Source organism: Variovorax sp. PMC12, from assembly GCF_003019815.1.
GTDB lineage: Bacteria > Pseudomonadota > Gammaproteobacteria > Burkholderiales > Burkholderiaceae_C > Variovorax.
In genome coordinates, this window is sequence record NZ_CP027773.1 from 5,067,845 (window position 1) to 5,089,349 (window position 21,505).

Here is a 21,505-nt window from a genome sequence, read left to right on the forward strand (position 1 = left end):
TCCACATGGAAGTGCAATGAAGCTCAACAACGTCCCTGAAAGCCTGCCGCCCGCCCGCAGCACCTACCGCCACGGGGACTTGCGCCGGGCACTGCTGGACGCGGGCATCGAGCTCGCACGCGACGGGGGCCCCGACGCCGTGGTGCTGCGCGAAGCCACGAGGCGCGCGGGCGTGGTGCCGAATGCCGCCTACCGGCACTTCGGCAGCCGCCAGGAACTGCTGTGGGCCGTGCGGGAGGCGGCCCTGGCCGCGGCAGCGGGTGCGATGGAAAAGGAACTGGCCGTGCTGCCCTGCGACCAGCCGCCCGCCGACTTCGCGCGCGCCCAGGTGCGCGCCATCGGCACCGCCTATCTGCGGTTCGCGCAGGCCGAGCCTGGCCTGTTCCGCACCGCGTTCGTGGTTTCCGCCGAAGGCGACGGCCAGCTCGGCCCGGGCAAGGCCGGCGCGAGCGGGCTGGACCCGTTCCAGCTGCTGGGCAAGGCCATCGACCGGCTGGTGGACGCGGGCGTGCTCGACCCGGCGCGGCGCCCGAATGCCGAATACCTCGCGTGGTCGTCGGTGCACGGTCTGGCGCTGCTCATCATCGACGGGCCACTGCGCGCCATGCCGCCCGCCGAGACCCACGCGCTGGGCCAGCGCCTCATCGACATGGTCGAGCGAGGGCTGTAGGCGCCCTCAGGCGCTCAAAGATAGATCTTCTGCAGCAGGCGGATCAGCGTCTCGCGCTCGCGCGCGGTGAGCCTGGCGCTGGCGTCGGCCTCGAGCTGCATCACGGCCTGCTCGGCCTCGCGGATCAGCGCATCGCCGGCCGGCGTGAGATACAAGCCCACCGCGCGGCCGTCGTGCGGATGGGGCCGGCGCTCGATGAGCCCGCGGCTGTCGAGCGTGGCAACCAGGCTCACCAGGTTGGGCGGCAGGATGTCCAGCGTGCTGCACAGCTGCCGCGACGTGGCGCCCGGGTTGTGCGCCAGCAGCGACAGCACCGAGAAATCGATCTGCTTGAGCCCATAGGGCGCCATGCGTTCCGCGAAGAAGTCGCTGACGATCAGCCATGCGCGGCGGGCGTTGTAGCCGACCAGGGTTTCGAGCATGCGCGCGTCGAGCCGGTCCGCCTTGCCCGGCGGCGCGATGCTCGGCTCGCTTTTCGCGGGAGCGGATTTCGAAGAGGAAGGCATGGCCCGAGCGTACCGCGTGAATGTTGCCCGGCAGCCTAGCGCGCGACAGCCTGCGGCTGCGCCGCGTGGGTCAGCGCGACCGTCTCGCAGGCCCGCTTGACGATGCCCAGCCGCATCTCGAACTCCGGCAGCGCCCAGCGCCGGAAGGCCGCCGCCACCCGTGCCCTCGCGCTGTCTTGCGGCGCCGCCGCCTCGATGCGCGCCCAGGCCCAGGCCAGCATCGTGAGCATCGCCACGCGCAGGTAGTCGTCCGCCACTTCGCAGGGTAGCGCCGGGTTGGCGTGCGCGGCCATCGCGACCGTGGTGCCCAGGTAGCGTAGCTGCGCGAGCCGGCGCTGCACGTCGGCATCGGCCTCGCGCGAGGCGTCGAGCGTGTCGCGCATCTCGAGCAGCACCGCCGACATGCCGGCGCCGCCGTCGGGCAGCACCTTGCGCACCAGCAGGTCGATGGCCTGGATCTCGTTGGTGCCCTCGTAGATCATGGTCACGCGCGAGTCGCGCACGATCTGTTCGATGCCCCATTCGCGCACGTAGCCATGCCCGCCGAACACTTGCAGGCATTCGCTCGCACCCAGAAAGGCCTGCTGCGTACACGCCGCCTTGAGCACCGGCGTGACGAACGAGCACCAGCGCTGCGCGCGCTCGCGGGCCTTCGGGTCGGCGTCGTGCGCGGCCACGTCGAGCATCAGCGCGCTGCGGTAGGCGAGGGTGCGCGCGCCGTCGATCCAGGCGCGCTGCGTGTCGAGGATGCGGCGCACCGCCGGGTGCTCGGCGATCAGGTCCGCGCTTTCGTTGCCGCGGCTCGCGGGCACGGGGCCGGGCGCGCGCATCTGGCGGCGCTCGGCGGCATAGGCGTCGGCCTTCTGCCAGGCGGCGTCGAGCAGGCCGATGCCCTGCAGCGCCACATGCAGGCGCGCCGAATTCATCATCACGAACATCGCGGCCAGCCCGCGCCCCGGCTCGCCGACCAGCCAGCCGGTGGCGTCGTCGAAGCGCATCGTGCAGGTCGGGCTGCCGTGCAGGCCCATCTTTTCCTCGATGCGTTCGCAGTGCACCGCGTTGCGCGTGCCGTCGGGCAGCAGCTTGGGCACGAGCGCCAGCGACAGGCCCTTGGGGCCGGCCGGTGCGTCGGGCAGGCGGCACAGCACCAGGTGCACGATGTTCGGCGTCAGGTCGTGCTCGCCGCCGGAAATGAAGATCTTGCCGCCGCTCACGCGCAGGCTGCCGTCGGCCTGTGGCACGGCGCGCGTGCGCACCTGGCCCAGGTCGCTGCCCGCATGCGCCTCGGTGAGGCACATGGTGGCCAGCCACTCGCCGGTCGCGATCTTCGGTACATAGCGCTGCTTCAGCTCGTCGCTGCCGTGGTGCTTGAGGCAGGCGTAGGCGCCGTGCAGCAGGCCGGGCGCCATCGTGAAGCCGTGGTTGGCGGCGGCCAGCCATTCGTAGAGCACGGCCTCGAGCACGGCGGGCAGGCCCTGTCCGCCGTCTTCGGTCGCGGCCGAAAGAGCGGGCCAGCCGCCGTCGACGAAGGCCTGGTAGGCCTCGCGAAAGCCCGGCGGGCTGGTCACTTCGCCGCCGGCAAAACGGCAGCCGGTCTCGTCGCCGGTCCGGTTCAGCGGCGCGATCACCTCGCCAACGAAGCGCCCCGCCTCCTCCAGCACCTGCGACTGCAGCGCTTCGTCAACCTCGGCGAAAGGCGCGAGCGCGGCCAGGCGCGTGGGCGCATCGAGCGCCGCGTTCAGCAGGAATCGGACATCTTCGGGGCGGGGCTTGTAATCCATGGGGGTTCGGAAATCTAGGGAGAAGGCGGCTTGCAGGCGAAGCTGCTTGCGCGCTCGGTGTCGCCGCCGGTGTATGTGGCGACTTGCGGATAGGGGCACAGCGGGCGCGTGCGCTGCGGCGACCAGCTGGCCGGCACTTCGGCGTTCGGCACGGGCGTGCCGGCACCGCGCGCGGAAGCGGTGATCGACGCGGGCGCCTTGCCCTGTTCGACCCAGTCGACCAGCGCGCTGAGCATGTCGAACTGGTCAGTGGCGGGGCCGCCCGAGCAGTGGTTCATGCCCGGCACGGGGAAGTAGCGCGCGAACGAGGATGCATCGCCGCCGTTCGCGGCCTGCACGCGCTCGTACCAGGCGGCGGTGTCGTCCGACGAGAACACCGGGTCGCTGGTGCCGTGGTAGACGATCATGCGGCCGCCCTTGTCGCGCAGCGCACCCAGGTTGGCCGCGTCCGGCGGCGTCATGAACGACAGCGCCGACTCGCGGAACACGCCGTCCGTCGCGGCGATGCGCGGCGCGTCGCGGTCCATGTCGAAGCCCAGCGCGAACGGCAGGCCCTGCGGCCGGTCGGCCAGCGGCGGCGTGCTGAAGATGAAGGCCACGGCGCCCGCGTCGCGCGTCGCCGGGCTCGCGAACTTCCATTCGCGCCAGTTGCCGCCGCTCACGCCCGCGTCGAACGGGAAGCTGCTGTAGATCGGCTGGCCCGCGCTGTTGCGCGCGCCCTTGAACACGTTGGCCAGCGCATTCTTCTGCGGCGCGCTGAGGCACATGCCGTCGCGCGTGCCTGCGGCGCAGGTGGGAACGTCGCGCTGGATGTCGAAGCGCGTTTTGCAGGCCTGCACGTTCGACACGATGCCGTCGGCCAGGCCGTCGAGCGCGTCGCAGCGCGCCAGCACCTTGTCGGCCACCAGCTTCAGCTCGGCCGGGGTGAAGGCGCTTTGCAGGTCGGGCTGGCCGGCGGGCGTCTTCGCGCTGGCCACGGCGGCGTATTGCTGCGCGCCATAGAGCTGCGCCACGGCCGCCTTCGGCAGGTTGAAACCGGGGTCGCCCGCGAGGATGCCGTCGTACTGCTGCGACGAGCGCACCGCGGCCACCATCGCATGCCGCCCGCCGTTCGAGCAGCCGCCGAAGTAGGAGCGGTCGGGGCCGCGGCCGTAGGCCTTGGCGATGAGGTTCTTCGCCATCGGCGTGAGCTGCGCGACCGCGTTGTAGCCGTAATCGAGCCGCGCCTGCGGGTCGAGCCCGAAGCGCGGGCCCATCGAACCCGCATGGCCGGCGTCTGAGCTGATGACGGCAAAACCCATCTGCAGTGCGCTGCTGCGCGGGCCGCCGCCGCCGATGCCGCCGAGCGCGGGCACCACCACGCCGTCGAGCCCGCCGTTGGCCTGGTAGAAAAAGCGGCCGTTCCATGCCACGGGCAGCCGCATCTCGAAGCCGACGGCGTAGCGCTGGTTGTCGACCGGGCTGGTGCGCTCGTTCATGCGGCCTTGCACCAGGCAGTGCGCGGGCGCCGCCATCGCGACGCCGCCGACCGTGACCATGCCGGCCGGCACGTCGGTGACGGCGGTGTAGACCGTGCCCGGCAGCGCCGCGCGCGTGGTCAGGTCGGCGCAGGCCTGCAGCGTACCGGGCCGCGCGGCGGCCAGCGGCGTATGCGGGGCGGGTGGGCGCCCCGCGCAAGCCGCGAGCAGCGTGGCAACGCCGAGCGCGCTCGCGCACAGGCCGAATGTGAAGTGGCGCCGATGTCTCGTCATGTCGTCTCCTTGCCGCGTGCGCGGCGGGTGTCTCGGTCGATCTTCTTTTCTCGTCAGGCGGCCTTGCGTGCCGCGCCCAGGTAGGTGTCGATCACGCGCGAATCGACCGCGAGCTTGCGTGCCTCGCCCTCGAGGCTCACGCTGCCCATTTCGAGCACATAGCCGTGGTCCGCCACTTCGAGCGCGGCGCGCGCGTTCTGCTCCACCAGCAGAATGGTCACGCCCGTGGCGCGCAGCGCATCGACCGTGCGGAAGATCTCCTGCACCACCAGCGGCGCCAGCCCCAGGCTGGGTTCGTCGAGCATCAGCAGCGTGGGGCGCGACATCAGCGCGCGGCCCACCGCCAGCATCTGCCGCTCGCCGCCGGAGAGCGTGCCGGCCAGCTGCGCGCGCCGCTCCTTCAGGCGCGGGAACAGCGTGTAGACCTCGTCGATGCGGTCGCGCCACTGCTTGTTGCGCAGCCGCACCTGGCGGAACGCGCCGAGCACGAGGTTGTCTTCGACCGGCATGGTGCCGAACAGCTCGCGTTTCTCCGGCACCAGCGCAATGCCGAGCATCACGCGTTCCTCGAGCGTCATCGCCGAGATGGGCTGGCCCTTGAACTCGATGACGCCCTTGGAGGGCAGCACGCCCATCAGCGCGTTGAGCAGTGTCGACTTGCCCGCGCCGTTCGGCCCGATCACGGTGACGACGCGGCCCTGGTCGGCCTGCAGGTCGATGCCGTGCAGCACCTCGGCGCGCCCGTAGCCGGCGTGCAGGTCGCGTATGCGAAGCAGGGGTGTCGTCATGTCAATGTTCCGTTCCCAGGTACGCGGCGCGCACCTTGTCGCTGTTCTGCACCTCGGCGGGCGTGCCCTCCATCAGGTGGGTGCCGAACTCCATCACCACGATGTGGTCGCAGATGTCCATCACCAGCCCCATGTCGTGCTCGACCAGCAGGATGCTCATGCCCTCGTCGCGCAATTGCCGCAGCACCTTGCCCAGCGCTTCCTTTTCCTTGTGGCGCAGGCCGGCCGCGGGCTCGTCGAGCAGCAGCAGGGCCGGGTCGGCGCACAGCGCGCGTGCGATCTCCAGCAGGCGCTGCTGGCCCATGGCCAGGTTGCCCGCCAGTTCGTGCAGGTAGTCGCCCATGCCCACGCGCCGCAGCTGACGCTCGGCCTCGCGGAACAGCGCGCGCTCTTCCTGGCGGTCGATGCGCAGCATGGCCGCGACGGCGCCCTTGCGGCCGCGCAGGTGCGCGCCCAGGGCCACGTTCTCCAGCACCGTCATGTCCGCCACCATCTTCACGTGCTGGAAGGTGCGCGACACGCCGCGCTGCGCGATCTGCCGCGCGCCCAGCCCGCCGATGGCCTCGCCGCGGAAGCGCACCGCGCCGCCCGAGAGGCCGAGCACGCCGGTGATCAGGTTGAAGGTGGTCGACTTGCCCGCGCCGTTCGGCCCGATCAGGCCGACGATCTGGCCGGCGCGCGTCTGGAAGCTGATGTCGTTCACCGCCACCAGCCCGCCGAAGGTCTTGCGGATGGCCTGCACGTCGAGCACCACATCGCCTGCGGCCGGCTTGGCGCGCGCGGGCAGGTCCCTGGCGTGCTGCCAGTCGACGCTGCGGCGCGGGCGCGGCAGGCGCCGGTCGACGAAGGCCCAGAGGCCCTCGGGCAGGTACTTGAGCACCAGCACGATCATGATGCCGAACACGATCAGCTCGTAGCTGCCGGCCGTGCCGATGAGCTTGGGCAGCAGCACCTGCAGCTGGTCTTCGAGCAGCTTGACCACGCCCGCGCCGGCAATGGCGCCCCACACGTGGGCCGCGCCGCCGAGCACCGCCATGAACAGGTACTCGATGCCCATCTTCAGCCCGAAGGGCGAGGGGTTCACCGTGCGCTGGAAGTGCGCGAACAGCCAGCCAGAGATGGAGGCCAGCATGGCCGCCAGCACGAAGATGCCGATCTTGAAGCGCAGCGTGTTCACGCCCATGGCCTCGGCCATCTGCGAGCCGCCGGCCAGGGAGCGAATGGCGCGGCCGCTGCGCGAGTCGAGCAGGCGTATCACCGCGAATGCCGCGACGATCGCGATGACCCAGACCACGCCGTAGAAGAACCGCTGCTGGCCGAACTCGAAGCCGAACAGCGACAGGCCCTTGACGCCCAGGATGCCGTCGTACTTGCCCAGCGCGTCGAGGTTGCCCATCAGGTAGTACAGCGACAGCGCCCAGGCGATGGTGGCCAGCGGCAGGTAGTGGCCCGACATGCGCAGCGTGATGGCGCCGATGATCGAGGCGCTGACGCCGGTGAGCGCCAGCCCGATGAAGAGCGTGACCCAGGGCGACAGCCCCGTGTTCACCGTCAGGTAGGCCGTGGTGTACGCACCGATGCCGACGAAGGCGGCCTGCCCGAACGAGGTGAGGCCGCCCACGCCGGTGAGCAGCACGAGGCCCAGCACCGGCAGGGTGTAGATGCCGATGTAGTTGAGCTGGATGATCCAGAAGTCGGGCAGCGGCAGGAACGGCAGCACGGCCAGCACCAGGATCAGCGCGAGCGGGCCCCAGGTGCGCAGTGCGCTCTTGTCGGGCGCCTGGGGCGGCGTTGTGTTGATTAGCGCTTCCATGTCAGTGATCCGTTGCGCGTTGTCTTTGCTTGCTTGTCGTTTTTGTCGTTGGTTTGTTCGGGGCTTGTGCACAGGCCACCGGGTACTCCCCTCCGCGAATGTCCCCCGGGGCTGCGCCCCTCCTCCTTTATTTCGCTGCGGGGAGCACCCGGCGCCCTGTGCACAGGGCACGCTGCCGGTTCGAAGCCGATCAACCAGCGCTCTGTCCAACGATCACGACGGCGGGGTGCCTTGCGCAGCGAAATAAAGGAGGAGGCCGCAGGCCGGGGGAAATTCGCGGAGCAAGGTACCCCGTCGGCGTGAGCGCGCCCCGAATGACCCATGGAGCGACAAACATGAGAAGGGATGTTCATCAGTGCTCCTCGTCCGAATGCCCGCTGCGCAAAGAACGCCACAGCAGCACCGGCAGGATGATGGTGAACACGATCACCTCCTTGAACGAGCTCGCCCAGAAAGAGCCGAAGGCCTCGATCACGCCCACCGCCAGCGCACCGATCAGCGCGCCCGGATAGCTCGCCAGGCCCGCGATCACGCCGGCGACGAAGCCCTTCAGGCCGATGAGAAAACCCGAGTCGTAGAACACCGTCGTCGTCGGCCCGATCAGGAGCCCCGACAACGCGCCGATCAGCGCCGCCATCGCGAACGTGAGCTGCCCCGCCGCCTGCGTCGAGATGCCCATCAGCCGCGCGCCGAGCCGGTTCACCGCCGTCGCGCGCAGCGCCTTGCCATACAGGCTGCGCTCGAAGAAAAGCCACAGCAGCACGATCAGCGCCGCCGACACGCCGAAGATGATCAGCGCCTGCCCGCTCACGTTCAGCGGCCCCAGCGCCATGCGCTCGTCCCAGAACGGCGGATTGCGGAAGCCCTCGGCGCCGAAGAACAGCAGGCCCAGCCCCGTCATCGCGAAATGCACGCCCACCGACACGATCAGCAGCACCAGCGAACTCGCGCCCGCCAGCGATTGGTAAGCCACCCGGTACACCAGCGGCCCGAAAGCCGTGACGATGAACACCGTGAGCAGCGCCTGCACGCCGATGGGCAGGTTGCGCGGGCCGGCCCAGGCCGACACCGCGCAGACCACGGCCGGCAGCGCGAAGGTGCGCAGCGCGGCTTTCAGCCCGGCCGCCGCGCTGCCGCTGTGGCGCCAGACGCTCACCAGGTCCATCAGCGCGGCGACGCCGGCCAGGATCAGCAGCAGCCACACCGTGCCCGGCGTCTTGCCGGTCTGGAAGATCGCCAGCGTCAGCGCGCCGTACGCCACGAATTCGCCCTGCGGGATGAAGATGACGCGGGTCACCGTGAAGACGAGCACGATGCCCATGCCCAGCAGGGCATAGATCGCGCCATTGGTGAGTCCGTCCAGCGTCAGGATGCTGGCGATCGAGAGATCCATGGCGTGTGTGTGGTGCGGCTGGAGAAAGGGTTTACTGCTCGACCTTGAACGCGCCGTTCACCACCTTGAGCATCACGCCGGTCTCGGTCGTGTAGCCCCAGTGGTCCTGCGCCGTCCAGTTGAGCACGCCGTGCGCGAGCACCGTGCGGCCCATGCCTTCGAGCGCGTCGCGCAGCGCGGCGCGGAACTCCGGCGTGCCGGGCTTGGCCTTCTTGAGCGCGACCGGAACGGCCTTCTCGAGCACCGTGAGCGCGTCGGCCGCGTGGCCGGCGAACTGGTTGCGCGAGCCGGGGCCGTAGGCCTTCTCGTAGCCCTGCACGAAGGCCACGGCTGCCGCCTTCGACGGATGGCTGTCGGGCAGCTGCTCGGCCACCGTGGCGGGGCCCGACACCACGAAGGTGCCTTCGGCGTCCTTGCCGGCGGTGCGCATCAGGTCTTGCGTGGCGGCGGCGTGCGTCTGGTAGACCTTGCCCTTGTAGCCGCGCTCCATCACCGCCTTCTGCGGCATGCCGGCGCCGCTGCCCGAGGCCACGATCAGGATCGCGTCCGGGTTGGCCGAGGTGAGCTTCAGCACCTGGCCGGTCACGCTGGTGTCGGCGCGCGCGAAGCGCTCGGTGGCGACGATCTTGATGCCGTTCTTGGCGGCTTCGGCGGTCAGCGCCTTGAGCCACAGTTCGCCGTAGGCGTCGGTGTAGCCGAGGAAGCCGACCGTCTTCACGTTCTGCTTCTTCATGTGCGCGACCACCGCATAGGCCATCACGTCGTTCGACTGCGGCAGGCGGAAGAACCACTTGTCCTTGCCCGGCGGCAGGCCGGCCGGCGCGGTCGACAGCTGCGGCGTGCCCGACTCGGCGGTCACGTCGGCCATGGGAATGGCAACCGGCGTGGCGCTGGAGCCGATGATGATGTCGGCCTTGTCCTCGGTGACCAGGCGCTGCGCGTCCTTCACGCCCGTGGTCGGGTCGGTCGCGTCGTCGAGCACCACCACCTTGAGCGTTTCGCCCGCGATGGTCTTCGGCCAGATCGCGATGCCGTTCTTCACCGGGATGCCCAGGCCCGAAGCCGGGCCGGTCAGCGGCTGCACCACGCCGATGGTGATGTCGGCATGGGCGAAGCCCGCTGCCATGAGCGCCAGCACGGCGGCGAGAGTGGTCTTCCTGAAGGTCATCGATGTCTCCTGAATACGTTGTGGGGCGGGAACTCGGGTACGCGAAAGGGTGCGGCTCAGCGCGGCGCCATGCGCAGCGCGCCGTCGAGGCGGATCACCTCGCCGTTGAGGTGGCCGTTGGTGACGACGTGGCAGGCCAGCTCGGCGAATTCCGATGGCTTGCCCAGGCGCGGCGGAAACGGGATGGACGCGGCCAGCGATTGCTGCACCGGCTCGGGCAGCTCCAGCAGCAGCGGCGTGGCAAAGAGGCCCGGCGCCACGGTGCATACGCGGATGGCGTGCTGCGCCAGGTCGCGCGCCATCGGCAGCGTCATGCCGACGAGCCCGCCCTTGGAGGCGCTGTAGGCCTGCTGGCCGACCTGGCCGTCGAAGGCCGCCACCGATGCGGTGAAGAGCATCACGCCCTTCTCGCCGTTGTCGAGCGCCGGCAGCTTCGCGCAGCGCGCCGCGAACAGGCGCGCCATGTTGTAGCCGCCGATCAGGTTGATGTTGACCACGCGCACGAAGTCTTCGAGCGGCGCGGGGTTGCCGTCCTTGCCGACGATGCGCTTGGCGCTGCCGATGCCGGCCACGTTCATCAGGATGCGCGCGGTGCCGTGCGCGGCCTCGGCCTTGTCCAGCGCGGCGTTCACGCTGTCGGTGTCGGTGATGTCGCAGACGCAGGCGACGCCGCCGATCTCGGCGGCCACTTTCTCGGCCAGTGCGGCATTGCGGTCGAGCACGGCGACCTTGGCGCCCAGGCGCGCGAGTTCGCGTGCGGTGGCTTCGCCAAGGCCCGATGCGCCGCCGGTAACGAGGGCGGCTTGTCCTTCGATCTTCATTCTTGTCTCTCCTGGATGGGGTTAGCGGGGCTTGAGGGTGAAGGGCAGGGTGCCGTCGTGCATCGCGTCGGCCAGCGCGGCGCGGTGCTTGAGCACCGAGCGCTGGTTGATGGAGCCCTTGTCGGTCACTTCGCCCTTGTCGATGGACGGCGGCTCGGCCATCAGGTGCAGCCGCGCGATGCGGTTGGCGCTGCCGGTGGCGCTCGCGGCCAGCGTGTCGACCACCTGCTGGAAGTGCGCCTGCACCGGCGCGCTTTCGAGCACCTGCTGCATCGTGGCGTCGGCGGGCAGGCCCGCGAGCTGCCGCACCTTCTGCGTCGGGAAGATCAGCGCGCCCACTTCCTTCAGGTTGATGCCGGTCAGCACCGCGTCCTGCACATAGGGCGCGCCGGCCGCGATGATCTTCGCGCGCATGGGGCCCACGCTCACGAAGGTGCCGGTGGCGAGCTTGAAGTCTTCCGCGATGCGGCCGTCGAAGCGCAGGCCGCGGTGGATGTTGCCGTCGTCGATCCACTTGACCGCATCGCCGGTGGAGAAGAAGCCTTCCTCGTCGAAAGCCTCGGCCGTGGCCTCGGGCGCGCGCCAGTAGCCGGGCGTGATGTTGGGGCCGCGGTAGCGCACCTCGGTCTTGCCGTCGACCTCGATCAGCTTGAGCTCGATGCCCGGCGCGGGCAGGCCGACGTCGCCCGACTTCACGTCGGGCCCGGTCACGTAGAGGGCGAAGGGCCCCGATTCGGTCATGCCCAGGCCGGTGCCCATGACGATGCGCTCGCCCACTTCAGACTCCTGCGTCTTGTGCAGGCTGTCCCACACGGGCTGCGACAGCGCGGCGCCCGAGTAGAAGAACATCTTCACGCGCGACAGCAGGTTGCGGCGCAGCACCGCATCGGTTTCCATGGCGTGCGCGATGGCCTCGAAGCCGGTGGGCACGTTGAAGTAGATGGTGGGCGCGATCTCGCGCAGGTTGCGCAGCGTCTCGGCCATGCCGGCGGGCGTGGGCTTGCCGTCGTCGACGTACAGCGTGCCGCCGTTGTCCAGCACGATGCCCACGTTGTGGTTGCCGCCGAAGGTGTGGTTCCAGGGCAGCCAGTCGACCAGCACCGGCGGCTCGTCGCCCAGCGCGGGAATCGACTGGCGCAGCTGCTGCTGGTTGGCGCACCACATGCGGTGCGTGTTGATGACGGCCTTGGGCATCTTGGTGGAGCCCGAGGTGAAGAGGAACTTGGTGATGGTGTCGGGGCCGGTCGCGCGCATCGCTTCGTCGATGGCGGGCGTGGCGGGCGTCGAGGCCAGTGCGTCGAGCGAAGTGGCGGCGCGGCCTTCGAGCTCGCCTTCGGCAATGACGACTTCGGTCCCGGCCGGGACGACCGCCGCGATGGCGCGGCCGTAGCGTGCCGCATCGGTGGCGAACACGAGGCCCGGCGTCAGCGTGTCGAACACGTGGCGCAGCTTCTCGAAGTCCTGGCTCACGAGCGAGTAGGGCGGCGATACGGGGCAGTAGGGCACGCCGGCATAGAGGCAGCCGAGCGCGAGCAGCGCATGCTCGATGCCGTTCTCGCTGAGGATGGCCACGGGCCGCTCGGCGCTCAGGCCGCGATTCAACAGGGCTTGTCCGATACCGCGGGCCTTCTGCAGCGCCTCGGCGTAGCTCACGCGGATCCAGTCGCCGGTGCTGCCGTCGGCCAGCCGTTCGCGGCGGGCGATGAAGGTGCGATCGGGCGTGGCCTCGGCCCAGTGCGCGAGGCGGTCGGTCATGCGCTCGCGGTAGCTTTCGAGCTGCGTCTCGGCGGTGAGGTACTGCGTGCCAGGCGCTCCTTCGCGCAGCACGGCGCGGGTCACGCCGAAGGCCAGGGGGCGGTATCGGATGGCGGTCATGTCTTGCTCACCTTCGCGCCCCGGCCTTCGAGGAAATCGCGCACGCGTTCCTTGGCTTCGGGTGCGGCCTGGGCGATGCCGGCCATGAGCGCTTCCGTGAAGAAGCCGTGGTCGGCCGACTGCTCGGCGATGCGCGGCAGCGCATGCATGAGCGCGTAGTTGGTCAGCGGCGCGTTGGTGGCCACGCGCTTGGCGAGCTCGAAGGCCTTGTCGAAGGCCGTGCCTTCGTCGACCAGGTACTGCGCGAAGTTGGCGCGCTCGCCGTCCTCGGCGTTGTAGACGCGGCCGGTCATCATCATGTCGGTCATGCGCGCCACGCCGATCAGCTTGGGGATGCGCACCGAGCCGCCGCCGCCCACGAAGATGCCGCGCGAGCCTTCGGGCAGCGCGTAGAAGGTGCTGCGGTCGGCCACGCGGATGTGGCAGGCGCTGGCCAGCTCGAGCCCGCCGCCGACCACCGCGCCGTGCAGCGCGGCGATCACCGGCACCGGGCCGTGCTGGATCAGGTCGAGCGCGGCGTGCCACATGCGCGAGTGCTGCATGCCCTGGCCGGCGTCGCGCTCCTTCAGCTCGCTGAGGTCGAGGCCGGCGCAGAAGTGCGGGCCTTCGCCGTCGATCACCGCGGCGCGCACGGTGGAGGGCAGCTTCTCGAAAGTGTCGCGCAGTGCGAGGATCAGGCCGTCCGACAGCGCGTTGCGCTTGGAGCCGCGCGTCAGGCGGACGATCGCGACTTCGTCGCGGATGTCGAGTTGGAGGTCTGGATTGGTCATGGGAAGGTGTTCGGGGTTGCGTTGGATTATGGTTATGAGAAATAATCAATTCAAGGCATTCGAGCCTGCCCGAAGCTAGGGACTTACCCGCACTGGAGACAAACACATGGACTACGAGAACCTCGTTGCGATCGATATCCACACGCACGCCGAAGTGAGCTGCTGGAACCCGTTCGACAACTACGGCGAGGAATACGACCGCGCCGCCGACAAGTACTTCGGCTCCAGCGGCCGGCCCACCATCGCGGAGAGCGTGGCGTACTACCGTGAACGCAAGATCGGGCTGGTGATGTTCATGGTCGACGCGGAGTCGAACATGGGCCGCCGGCGCATTCCGAACGAAGAGATCGCCGAGGCCGCGAAGAACAACAGCGACATCATGATCGCCTTCGGGAGCGTCGATCCGCACAAGGGAAAGATGGGCGCGCGCGAGGCGCGCAGGCTCATCGAGGAGCACGGCGTGAAGGGCTTCAAGTTCCACCCGACGGTGCAGGGCTACCACCCCTACGACAAGATGGCCTGGCCCATCTACGAGGTGATTGCCGAATACGGCCTGCCGGCCATCTTCCACACCGGCCACAGCGGCATCGGCTCGGGCATGCGCTGCGGCGGCGGCCTGCGGCTGGAGTACAGCAACCCGATGCACCTGGACGACGTGGCCATCGACTTCCCCGACATGCAGATCGTCATGGCGCACCCCAGCTTCCCCTGGCAGGACGAGGCGCTGAGCGTGGCCACGCACAAGCCCAACGTGTGGATCGACCTGTCCGGCTGGAGCCCCAAGTACTTTCCGAAGCAGCTGGTGCAGTACGCCAACACGCTGCTGAAAGACCGCATCCTGTTCGGCAGCGACTACCCGCTGATCACGCCCGACCGCTGGATGCGCGACTTCGAGAACGCCGGCTTCAAGCCCGAGGTGATGCCCGGCATCCTCAAGGGCAACGCGGTCAGGCTGCTGAAGCTGGCCGCCTGAGGGGCCTCGCCGCTACGCGTCCGCCTCTTCCCTGGCGGCGGCTTCCTCCGCGTCGAGCCGGTCCCAGTCGCGCCCCGAGCGGCGCTGCCGCTCCTCGCGCTCGCGCGCCATCTGTTCCTCGAACTGCTGGCGGCCGGCCTTGTTGGCGGCGATCAGCTTGGCGCGGTCCTTGTAGTGGGGATAGATCTCGTCGCTGAGCTTGATGTTCCGCTGGCGGAAGCGCATGGTCGACTCGCGCGCCTCGTGCGCCGGCCATCCCAGCGCTTCGAGCGTGGCGCGGGCGCTGCGCAGAGAAGACTCGAACACCTCGCGCTCCACATCCGTCACGCCGCGGTCGCGCAGCTGGAACAGGTGCGTCACGTTGCGGGCCCGCGCGATGATGCGCGCCTGCGGGAAGTTCTCCTTGACCAGATCGACGATTTCCAGCGATTGCTCGATGTCGTCCACCGCCACCACGATGGCCTTGGCCGTGCCGGCGCCGGCGGTGCGCAGCAGGTCGAGCCGCGTGGCGTCGCCGTAGAACACGCGAAAGCCGAACTGCCGCAAGCCTTCGACGGTGTCGGCGTCGTGGTCGAGCACGGTCACGCGCAGGCCTTGCGACATCAGCATGCGCCCGACGATCTGGCCGTAGCGGCCGAAGCCGCAGATCAGCACCTTGGCGTCCTGCTGCTCGGAGATTTCCTCGAGCTGCGGGCCGTGGTTGCGGCTGTAGCGCGGCAGCACGAACTTGTCGAGCAGCACCAGCAGCAGCGGCGACAGCAGCATCGACAGCGCGACCGCGCCGATCAGCAGCGACGTGATCTCCGGCGGCAGCACGTCGGGTCCCGCGGCCTGGAACACCACGAACGCGAATTCGCCGCCCTGCGCGAGCAGCAGCGTGAACACCGGCCGCTCCTGGTAGGCGATGCCCATCGCCTTGGCCAGCGCATAGATCACCGCCAGCTTGATGGCCATGAAGCCGACCACCAGCGCCGCCATGATCCAGGGGCTCGCAATGAGCACGCCGAAGTTGATCGACATGCCCACGGCAATGAAGAACAGGCCCAGCAGCAGGCCCTTGAAGGGCTCGATGTCGGTCTCCAGCTCGCGCCGGTATTCGCTCTCGGCCAGCAGCACGCCGGCCAGGAAGGCGCCCAGCGCCATCGACAGGCCCACCAGCTGCATCAGCGCCGCGATGGCCACCACCAGCAGCAGCGCGGCGGCGGTGAAGATCTCGGGCGTGTCGCTGCGCGCGATCCAGCGCAGCACCGGGCGCAGCAGCAGCCGGCCGCCGAGGATGATGCCGCCGATCACGCCGATGATCTTCGCGGCTTCCAGCGCGCGGTCGAGCCCGCTGATCGACTGCTCGGCGGCGGTGGCGCCGGCCAGCAGCGGCAGCAGCGCGAGGATGGGAATGGCCGCCACGTCCTGGAACAGCAGGATCGAGAAGCCGGCCTGTCCGCTCGGCGTCTTCAGCAGGTTGCGCTCGCCGAACACCTGCAGCGCGATCGCGGTGGACGACAGCGCCAGGCCCAGCGAGGCCACCAGCGCCACGCGCCATTCCGCGCCCACCGCACAGCCCGCGGCGAAGAGCACCGCGGCGCAGCTGACCACCTGCGCGGTGCCCCAGCCGAAGATCGGGCGGCGCAGGTTCCACAGGCGCTTGGGCTCGAGCTCGAGGCCCACCAGGAACAGCATCAGCACCACGCCGAACTCGGCGAAGTGCAGCACGTCCTGGACGCTGGACACCAGTCCCAGCCCCCAGGGCCCGATGGCGATGCCGGCCACCAGGTAGCCGATGATGGAGCCGAGGCCCAGGGCCTTCGACAGCGGCACCACCAGCACGGCGGCGCTCAGGTAGATCAGGCTGCTGGTCAGCCAGGCGGGTGCGTGTTCCATCAAGGTGCCTTGCTAGCGGAAGCCGTGGCCAGCCCGTGGGTCATGGCGCTGTGGAAGGCGTTGGATACGGCCTTGCCGATGTCGTCCGGATCGGCCGGGCGATCGGCTTCGGGCACCGGGCAGGCGATGCAGGCGTCTATTTCCTCGATCTCGGGCCAGTCGGGGTAGCTGCCCAGGCGCTGGGCGAAGGTCTGGACGTGCGCGGCCACCTCGGCCTCGGGGGCGCTGCGCGCGCCGTGGAAGATCAGCGGCGGCAGGAAGCGCATGCCGCACAGCGCGGCGGTCTGTTCGTAGGGCGGCAGGAAGGCGTCGAAGAAGTAGCGGTGGTAGCTCTGCGGGTGGTAGCTGGCCTCCGGGCTGCCGGTGGTGACCGCCAGCCAGAGGTCTTTGCCCTGCAGCGCCGTGCCGCCGGGGCCGTAGGCCCAGCCGTAGGCGAGCACGTCGTCGAGCCACAGCTTCTGCAGCGCGGGCATGGAATACCACTGGATCGGGTGCAGCAGCACCACCAGGCTGGCCTTGGCGAGCCGGGCCTGCTCTTCCTCGACGTCGATGGAGAAGTCGGGGTAGCTGCCGTAGAGGTCGTTCACCTCGACGCCCGGCACGGCGCGGGCGGCGGCCAGCATGCGGCGGTTGACGCGTGAATCGCGCCAATGCGGGTGCGCCGCCAGCACGTAGATGCCGCCAGTACCGGCGGCGGTGGTTCCCATGGATGTTGTTGTCGTCATGCCGAGAACATATCTCAGTCGGGGCCGGCGCGTCGGGCAAAAACGCGCCAGCGACTACCATTCCGGCTGTCCCAGTTCTGGAGGAGTGCCTTATGCCGGTGGTTCTGGTCGCCAATCCCAAGGGCGGGGTCGGCAAGTCGACGATCGCGACGAACGTCGCGGGCTATTTCGCAAGCCGCAGCCATGCCGTGATGCTGGGCGACGTGGACCGCCAGCAGTCCTCCCGGCTGTGGCTGGGCCTGCGCCCGCCCCAGGCCCGCCCCATCGCCACCTGGGAAGCCACCGGAGACAGCACGGTGGTGAGGCCGCCGCGCGGCACCACGCACGCGGTGCTGGACACGCCGGCCGGGCTGCACGGCTGGCGCTTCAAGGAAGTGCTGGCGCTGGCCGACCGGGTGATCGTGCCGCTGCAGCCGAGCATCTTCGACATCTACGCGACGCGCGACTTTCTCGACCGCCTCAAGGAACAGCGCCGCGCCGAAAAGACGCAGATCGGCCTCGTCGGCATGCGGGTGAACGCCCGCACGCTGGCCGCGGACCGGCTGCACGAGTTCATCGAGGGACTCGGCGTGCCGGTGATCGGCGAGCTGCGCGACACCCAGAACTACGTACAGCTCGCAGCGCGCGGGCTCACGGTGTTCGACATCGCGCCGGGCCGCGTGCAGCGCGACCTGGAGCAATGGCAGCCGATCTGCGAATGGCTCGACGCCTGAAGGCGCCTCCCGGTTTTCCCTGAGCCCGGTTGTCGCGAGCCCGACAGCCCCCCGCCCGCCCTTGGCACCAGAATGCCCCGCATGACCAAAAAGACATTCCAGACTCTTCAGGATCTTTCCGCCTGCGTCGGCCAGGAAGTCGCAGTGAGCGACTGGATCACCATCACGCAGGAACAGGTCAACCAGTTCGCCGAGGCGACGGGCGACCACCAGTGGATCCATGTCGACGTGGAACGGGCCAAGGCCGGCCCCTTCGGCGCGCCGATCGCGCACGGTTTTCTCACCCTGTCGCTGCTGCCGCGATTCTTCGAGACGGCCATCGACGTGGTGGAGTCGCGCATGGGCGTGAACTACGGCATGAACCGGGTGCGCTTCATGTCGCCGGTGCCGGTGGGCAAGCGGCTGCGGGCGCGCATGAAGCTGCTGAGCTCGGAGCCCATTGCCGACGATGGTTTCCAGATGACCTGGGAAACCACCATCGAACTCGAAGGCGCGGCCAAGCCGGCCTGCGTGGCGGAGTCGGTCGCGCGGCGCTACCGCTGACCTTCTCCGGTTTTTCTTACATCCGGCGGTCGGTCACTTCGCCGTAGGTGGCGGCGCCCTGGCGCGTGATGCTCAGCGCACTCTGACGTACCGCGCCGCGGTCGGTGCTGCCGTCGCGGGCCTGGAGTGCGCCGGTGCCGCCATTCGTGACCCTGAACGGCTGGCGCGCGTCGGCCTGCACCTGTGCGCGCGACATCGTCGACTGGAAGGGGGCGGGCGGCAGCGGGTTCTGTTCACCCTGGAAGGCTTGGGCGCTGCCGGCGAAAGCCAGCGTGGCGAAGACGGCAAGGGCGATCGGCTTGGTGTTCATTGCAAGACTCCTCTGTAACGGGTTGATGGATCGGATGCCGAACGCTTTGCGGCCGGCATGCTTTCCATACGGCCGTCATCCGCGATCGGATGCGCTCCCGCCGTGCCTGGAGCCCGCGACTTTGTTTCTTTGTGTCACCCGAAGCCGTTTTGCCGCCAGGCTTCGAACACGGTGACGGCCACCGCGTTCGAAAGATTCAGGCTGCGCTGCCCCTCGCGCATCGGCAGCCGCAGCCGCTGGGCCTCGGCGAAGCCGTCGCGCACGGCGGGCGGCAAGCCGCTGGTCTCCGAGCCGAAGACCAGCCAGTCGCCGGGCTGGAAGCGCACGTCGTGCACGGCCCGCGTGCCGCGGGTGGTGAGGGCGAACATCCGGTCGGCCGGCGGCAGTTCGGTGGCGAGCAGGGCCTGCCAGTCGGCGTGGCGCTTGACTTCGGCGTACTCGTGATAGTCGAGCCCGGCGCGGCGCAGCAGGCGGTCGTCCATCGAAAAGCCGAGCGGCTCGACCAGGTGCAGCGTGCAGCCGGTGTTGGCGGCGAGCCGGATGACGTTGCCGGTGTTCGGCGGAATCTCGGGGTGGACCAGGACGATATGGAACATGCGCCGATTGTCGGCGCCCCAGGCGCGGAGCTCAGCGCGGCGGGTCGGTGCGGGCCAGCACCACCGCCGTGATGTGGGCAGCACCCGCCAGCCGCAGCGCTTCGGCAGCCGTGAAGATCGACGCGCCGCTGGTCATCACGTCGTCGACCAGCACGATGCGCCGGCCCCTGGCTCTTTCGGCGCGCAGCGGCTCCACGGCGAAGGCGCCGCGCAGGTTGAGCAGGCGCTCGGCGCGCGCGAGGCCGCTCTGGGCCGGCGTCTCGCGGGTGCGCAGCAGCAGGCTCGCGTCGGTCTTGCCTGCGCACAGGCGCCGCGCGAGTTCATGGGCCTGGTTGAAACCGCGCTCGCGCAACCGGCCGGGCGCCAGCGGCATCGGCAGCACCAGGTCGCATTGCTCCAGCGCCGGCTCGACCCATGGCGCGCTGCGCATCAGCGTGGCGAACGGGGCGGCCCAGCCGGCCTCGCCGCGGAACTTGAAGGCGGCGATGGCGTCCGGCCACGGCCAGGCGTAGGTGCAGGCGGCAAGGCAGGCATCGAGCGGCGGCGGATGCGCAACGCAGTCGCCGCAGCGGGTCATGCCCTCGGGCAACGGCAGTGCGCAGCCGCCGCAGCGTGCCGCCGGCGGGGCGAAGCGGGCCACGCAGGCGTCGCACACCGGGCGCGACGGCCATGCGCGGCAGACCGCGCACTGGCTCGGCAGCCGCCCGAGCAGGGCGGTGAAAGGACGGAAAGGCCTCAGGGCGTGCTGGCTGGACATCGCTCAATATACTCACTGCCCCATGGCCACCGACCCCTCACGACGACCGCCGACCATCGATGCCACGGCGGCAGCCCGCTGGCGTCGCCTTGCGCCTGCCGACGGCTCCCCCTGGCTGCATGAGGAAATCGGCCGCCGCATGGAAGACCGGCTGCAATGGATCAAGGCTCAGCCCCGCACCTGGGCCGACTGGGCACCGCTGCGCGGCGGCCTCGAGGCCCACGAGCTGGTCGCCCGCCGCTACAAGGACGCCGCCTCCTTCGTCATCGAACCCGAGCCCGCGCTCGCGGCCGCCACCGGCCAGGCGCTGGCCGCGCCTTGGTGGAGCGCGCGCCGCTGGCAGGCCGGCAAGGCACGTTTCGACGCGCCGCCCGAGGACGGCGTCGACCTGCTCTGGGCCAACATGTCGCTGCACATGGCGGCCGACCCGGAGGCACTCATCGCGCATTGGCACAAGCTGGTCGCCACCGACGGCTTTCTGATGTTCTCGTGCCTCGGCCCCGACACCGTGCGCGAACTGCGCGCGCTGCATGCCCGCCTCGGCTGGCCGGCCGCGGGCCACGAGTACACCGACATGCACGACTGGGGCGACATGCTGGTCCACGCCGGCTTCGCCGAGCCCGTGATGGACATGGAGCGCATCGTGCTGACCTGGGCCACGCCCGAGGCGGCGCTGGCCGAGCTGCGCACGCTGGGCCGCAACCTGCACCCGGCGCGCTTTCCGGCGCTGCGCGGCAAGGCCTGGCACCAGTCGCTGAAGAAGGCGCTGCCCGAGCTGGCGCCTGCCGAAGAGGGTGGCGGGCGCATCGCGCTGACCTTCGAGGTCATCTACGGCCATGCGTTCAAGCCCGTGCCGCGGGTGTCGCTGTCGGCCGAAAGCGCGGTGTCGCTGCGCGAGATGCGATCGATGCTGCAACGGGGTCGCCCGGGCGCCTGATCGCCGGCCGGCCGGTGGCCGGAACGCATGGCGCAGAGGCCGTTTCTTGCCTACTAGTAGTGACCCGTAGGCGTCCCACAGGGCACTCTGGCGCAGGTATCTACCCGCTACAATCCGCCGTTGCGTGGAACTCGCGGGTATTGTCCCGCGATCGAGGGGTGTCGGATCCTGTTTGTACGAGGGGGTACCAGGGGTCGGGCGACCGTCGACGCACCGATTTGCTGAACTCGCCCGTGTCGAATTCCGTGTTTCGATTTGCCACCGTTTCAGGCCAGAGCATCCACTGGTTCCTGAAGCGGAACTGCTCGGTGACGCCGAGCCAGCTGGGCTGGCTCTACGCTTCGCTGTGCGTGGTATCGCTCGGCATCGGCACCCTGTTCTGGCTGCACGGTGCGCCGCTGGTTCTGCCTTTCGCCTGGCTCGAACTGGCCGCTGTCGGATTCGCGTTCATGGTCTACGCGCGGCACGCGACCGATGGCGAAAAGATCGCGCTGCAGGAGGGACGCCTCGTCGTCGAGCTCGAGAACGGCGGGCACTACGAGCGCACGGAATTTCTTCCGCACCAGGTGCGGGTCGAACCCCAGGCCGGCGATCGCTCGCTGATCGAGGTCTCGGGGCAGGGTCGATCGGTCAGGGTGGGGCGCTATGTACGCCCGGAGTTGCGTGCGGCGTTGGCCCGCGAGATTCGCATGGCGTTGCGTGGCGCCTGAGGGGGCTCGCGCAATGCTGCACGGTTG

The 21,505-nt window shown here is 69.6% G+C and carries 21 protein-coding genes; 6 read left to right on the forward strand and 15 right to left on the reverse strand.

Features of this window, described 5'->3' with window-relative positions; genetic code table 11:
• Positions 1-16: 16 nt before the first annotated feature.
• Complete coding sequence (locus tag C4F17_RS23650; protein WP_106936876.1) at positions 17-670, forward strand: TetR/AcrR family transcriptional regulator; 654 nt, start codon at positions 17-19, stop codon at positions 668-670.
• Between the two features lie 14 nt (positions 671-684).
• Here C4F17_RS23650 and C4F17_RS23655 read toward each other — a convergent pair whose 3' ends face one another.
• The 10 genes from C4F17_RS23655 to C4F17_RS23700 form a co-directional block, all read right to left on the reverse strand.
• Entirely contained in the window at positions 685-1,176 is a 492-nt protein-coding gene (locus C4F17_RS23655; RefSeq protein WP_081269949.1) for a MarR family winged helix-turn-helix transcriptional regulator, read from the reverse strand.
• 35 nt (positions 1,177-1,211) lie between these two features.
• Complete coding sequence (locus tag C4F17_RS23660; protein ID WP_106936877.1) at positions 1,212-2,957, reverse strand: acyl-CoA dehydrogenase family protein; 1,746 nt, start codon at positions 2,955-2,957, stop codon at positions 1,212-1,214.
• A 14-nt stretch (positions 2,958-2,971) separates the two neighbouring features.
• Entirely contained in the window at positions 2,972-4,708 is a 1,737-nt protein-coding gene (locus C4F17_RS23665) for a tannase/feruloyl esterase family alpha/beta hydrolase (protein ID WP_106936878.1), read from the reverse strand.
• Between the two features lie 53 nt (positions 4,709-4,761).
• The gene (locus C4F17_RS23670; protein ID WP_081269946.1) at positions 4,762-5,496 is read right to left on the reverse strand and encodes an ABC transporter ATP-binding protein; all 735 of its coding nucleotides are present in this window, start codon (positions 5,494-5,496) and stop codon (positions 4,762-4,764) included.
• Between the two features lies 1 nt (position 5,497).
• Complete coding sequence (locus C4F17_RS23675) at positions 5,498-7,309, reverse strand: branched-chain amino acid ABC transporter ATP-binding protein/permease (protein ID WP_081269945.1); 1,812 nt, start codon at positions 7,307-7,309, stop codon at positions 5,498-5,500.
• 352 nt (positions 7,310-7,661) lie between these two features.
• Positions 7,662-8,702, reverse strand: a complete 1,041-nt coding sequence (locus C4F17_RS23680) for a branched-chain amino acid ABC transporter permease (protein ID WP_081269944.1) — start codon at positions 8,700-8,702, stop codon at positions 7,662-7,664.
• 31 nt (positions 8,703-8,733) lie between these two features.
• Positions 8,734-9,870: an ABC transporter substrate-binding protein gene (locus C4F17_RS23685; protein WP_081269943.1), complete on the reverse strand. Its 1,137-nt coding sequence runs from the start codon at positions 9,868-9,870 to the stop codon at positions 8,734-8,736.
• Between the two features lie 56 nt (positions 9,871-9,926).
• Positions 9,927-10,691 carry an SDR family NAD(P)-dependent oxidoreductase gene (locus tag C4F17_RS23690; RefSeq protein WP_106936879.1) on the reverse strand — a complete coding sequence of 255 codons (765 nt, stop codon included), beginning with the start codon at positions 10,689-10,691 and terminating at the stop codon, positions 9,927-9,929.
• Positions 10,692-10,712: 21 nt separating this feature from the next.
• A complete protein-coding gene (locus tag C4F17_RS23695) occupies positions 10,713-12,566 on the reverse strand; it encodes a feruloyl-CoA synthase (RefSeq protein WP_106936880.1) in 1,854 nt (617 codons plus the stop codon).
• On the reverse strand, positions 12,563-13,336 hold the full coding sequence (locus C4F17_RS23700) for a crotonase/enoyl-CoA hydratase family protein (protein ID WP_081269940.1): 774 nt from the start codon (positions 13,334-13,336) through the stop codon (positions 12,563-12,565). Before C4F17_RS23700 ends, C4F17_RS23695 begins: the two co-directional genes overlap by 4 nt.
• Before the next feature lie 106 nt (positions 13,337-13,442).
• Between C4F17_RS23700 and C4F17_RS23705 the strand changes: the two genes are divergently transcribed.
• A complete protein-coding gene (locus tag C4F17_RS23705) occupies positions 13,443-14,309 on the forward strand; it encodes an amidohydrolase family protein (RefSeq protein ID WP_106936881.1) in 867 nt (288 codons plus the stop codon).
• 12 nt (positions 14,310-14,321) lie between these two features.
• On the opposite strand, the gene kefC is transcribed toward C4F17_RS23705, so the two are convergent.
• Both kefC and kefF read right to left on the reverse strand, forming a co-directional pair.
• Positions 14,322-16,187: a glutathione-regulated potassium-efflux system protein KefC gene (gene kefC / locus C4F17_RS23710; protein ID WP_106936882.1), complete on the reverse strand. Its 1,866-nt coding sequence runs from the start codon at positions 16,185-16,187 to the stop codon at positions 14,322-14,324.
• Positions 16,187-16,912 carry a glutathione-regulated potassium-efflux system oxidoreductase KefF gene (gene kefF / locus C4F17_RS23715; RefSeq protein WP_106936883.1) on the reverse strand — a complete coding sequence of 242 codons (726 nt, stop codon included), beginning with the start codon at positions 16,910-16,912 and terminating at the stop codon, positions 16,187-16,189. The genes kefC and kefF overlap by 1 nt, the downstream gene beginning before the upstream one ends.
• Positions 16,913-17,004: 92 nt before the next feature.
• On the opposite strand from kefF, the gene C4F17_RS23720 reads away from it, so the two are divergent.
• The gene (locus tag C4F17_RS23720) at positions 17,005-17,625 is read left to right on the forward strand and encodes a ParA family protein (protein WP_106936884.1); all 621 of its coding nucleotides are present in this window, start codon (positions 17,005-17,007) and stop codon (positions 17,623-17,625) included.
• Between the two features lie 72 nt (positions 17,626-17,697).
• On the forward strand, positions 17,698-18,168 hold the full coding sequence (locus C4F17_RS23725; protein ID WP_081269935.1) for a MaoC family dehydratase: 471 nt from the start codon (positions 17,698-17,700) through the stop codon (positions 18,166-18,168).
• Positions 18,169-18,184: 16 nt separating this feature from the next.
• Here C4F17_RS23725 and C4F17_RS23730 read toward each other — a convergent pair whose 3' ends face one another.
• The 3 genes from C4F17_RS23730 to C4F17_RS23740 form a co-directional block, all read right to left on the reverse strand.
• Positions 18,185-18,478 (reverse strand): DUF4148 domain-containing protein, encoded by a 294-nt coding sequence (locus tag C4F17_RS23730; protein WP_081269934.1) that lies wholly within the window; start codon positions 18,476-18,478, stop codon positions 18,185-18,187.
• Positions 18,479-18,612: 134 nt separating this feature from the next.
• Positions 18,613-19,074: a tRNA (uridine(34)/cytosine(34)/5-carboxymethylaminomethyluridine(34)-2'-O)-methyltransferase TrmL gene (gene trmL, locus C4F17_RS23735; RefSeq protein WP_081269933.1), complete on the reverse strand. Its 462-nt coding sequence runs from the start codon at positions 19,072-19,074 to the stop codon at positions 18,613-18,615.
• A gap of 31 nt (positions 19,075-19,105) precedes the next feature.
• Positions 19,106-19,831, reverse strand: a complete 726-nt coding sequence (locus C4F17_RS23740; RefSeq protein ID WP_106936885.1) for a ComF family protein — start codon at positions 19,829-19,831, stop codon at positions 19,106-19,108.
• 22 nt (positions 19,832-19,853) lie between these two features.
• Between C4F17_RS23740 and C4F17_RS23745 the strand changes: the two genes are divergently transcribed.
• Positions 19,854-20,768: a biotin synthase gene (locus C4F17_RS23745; protein ID WP_081269931.1), complete on the forward strand. Its 915-nt coding sequence runs from the start codon at positions 19,854-19,856 to the stop codon at positions 20,766-20,768.
• 233 nt (positions 20,769-21,001) lie between these two features.
• Positions 21,002-21,478: a DUF2244 domain-containing protein gene (locus tag C4F17_RS23750; RefSeq protein ID WP_081269930.1), complete on the forward strand. Its 477-nt coding sequence runs from the start codon at positions 21,002-21,004 to the stop codon at positions 21,476-21,478.
• Positions 21,479-21,505 lie beyond the last annotated feature (27 nt).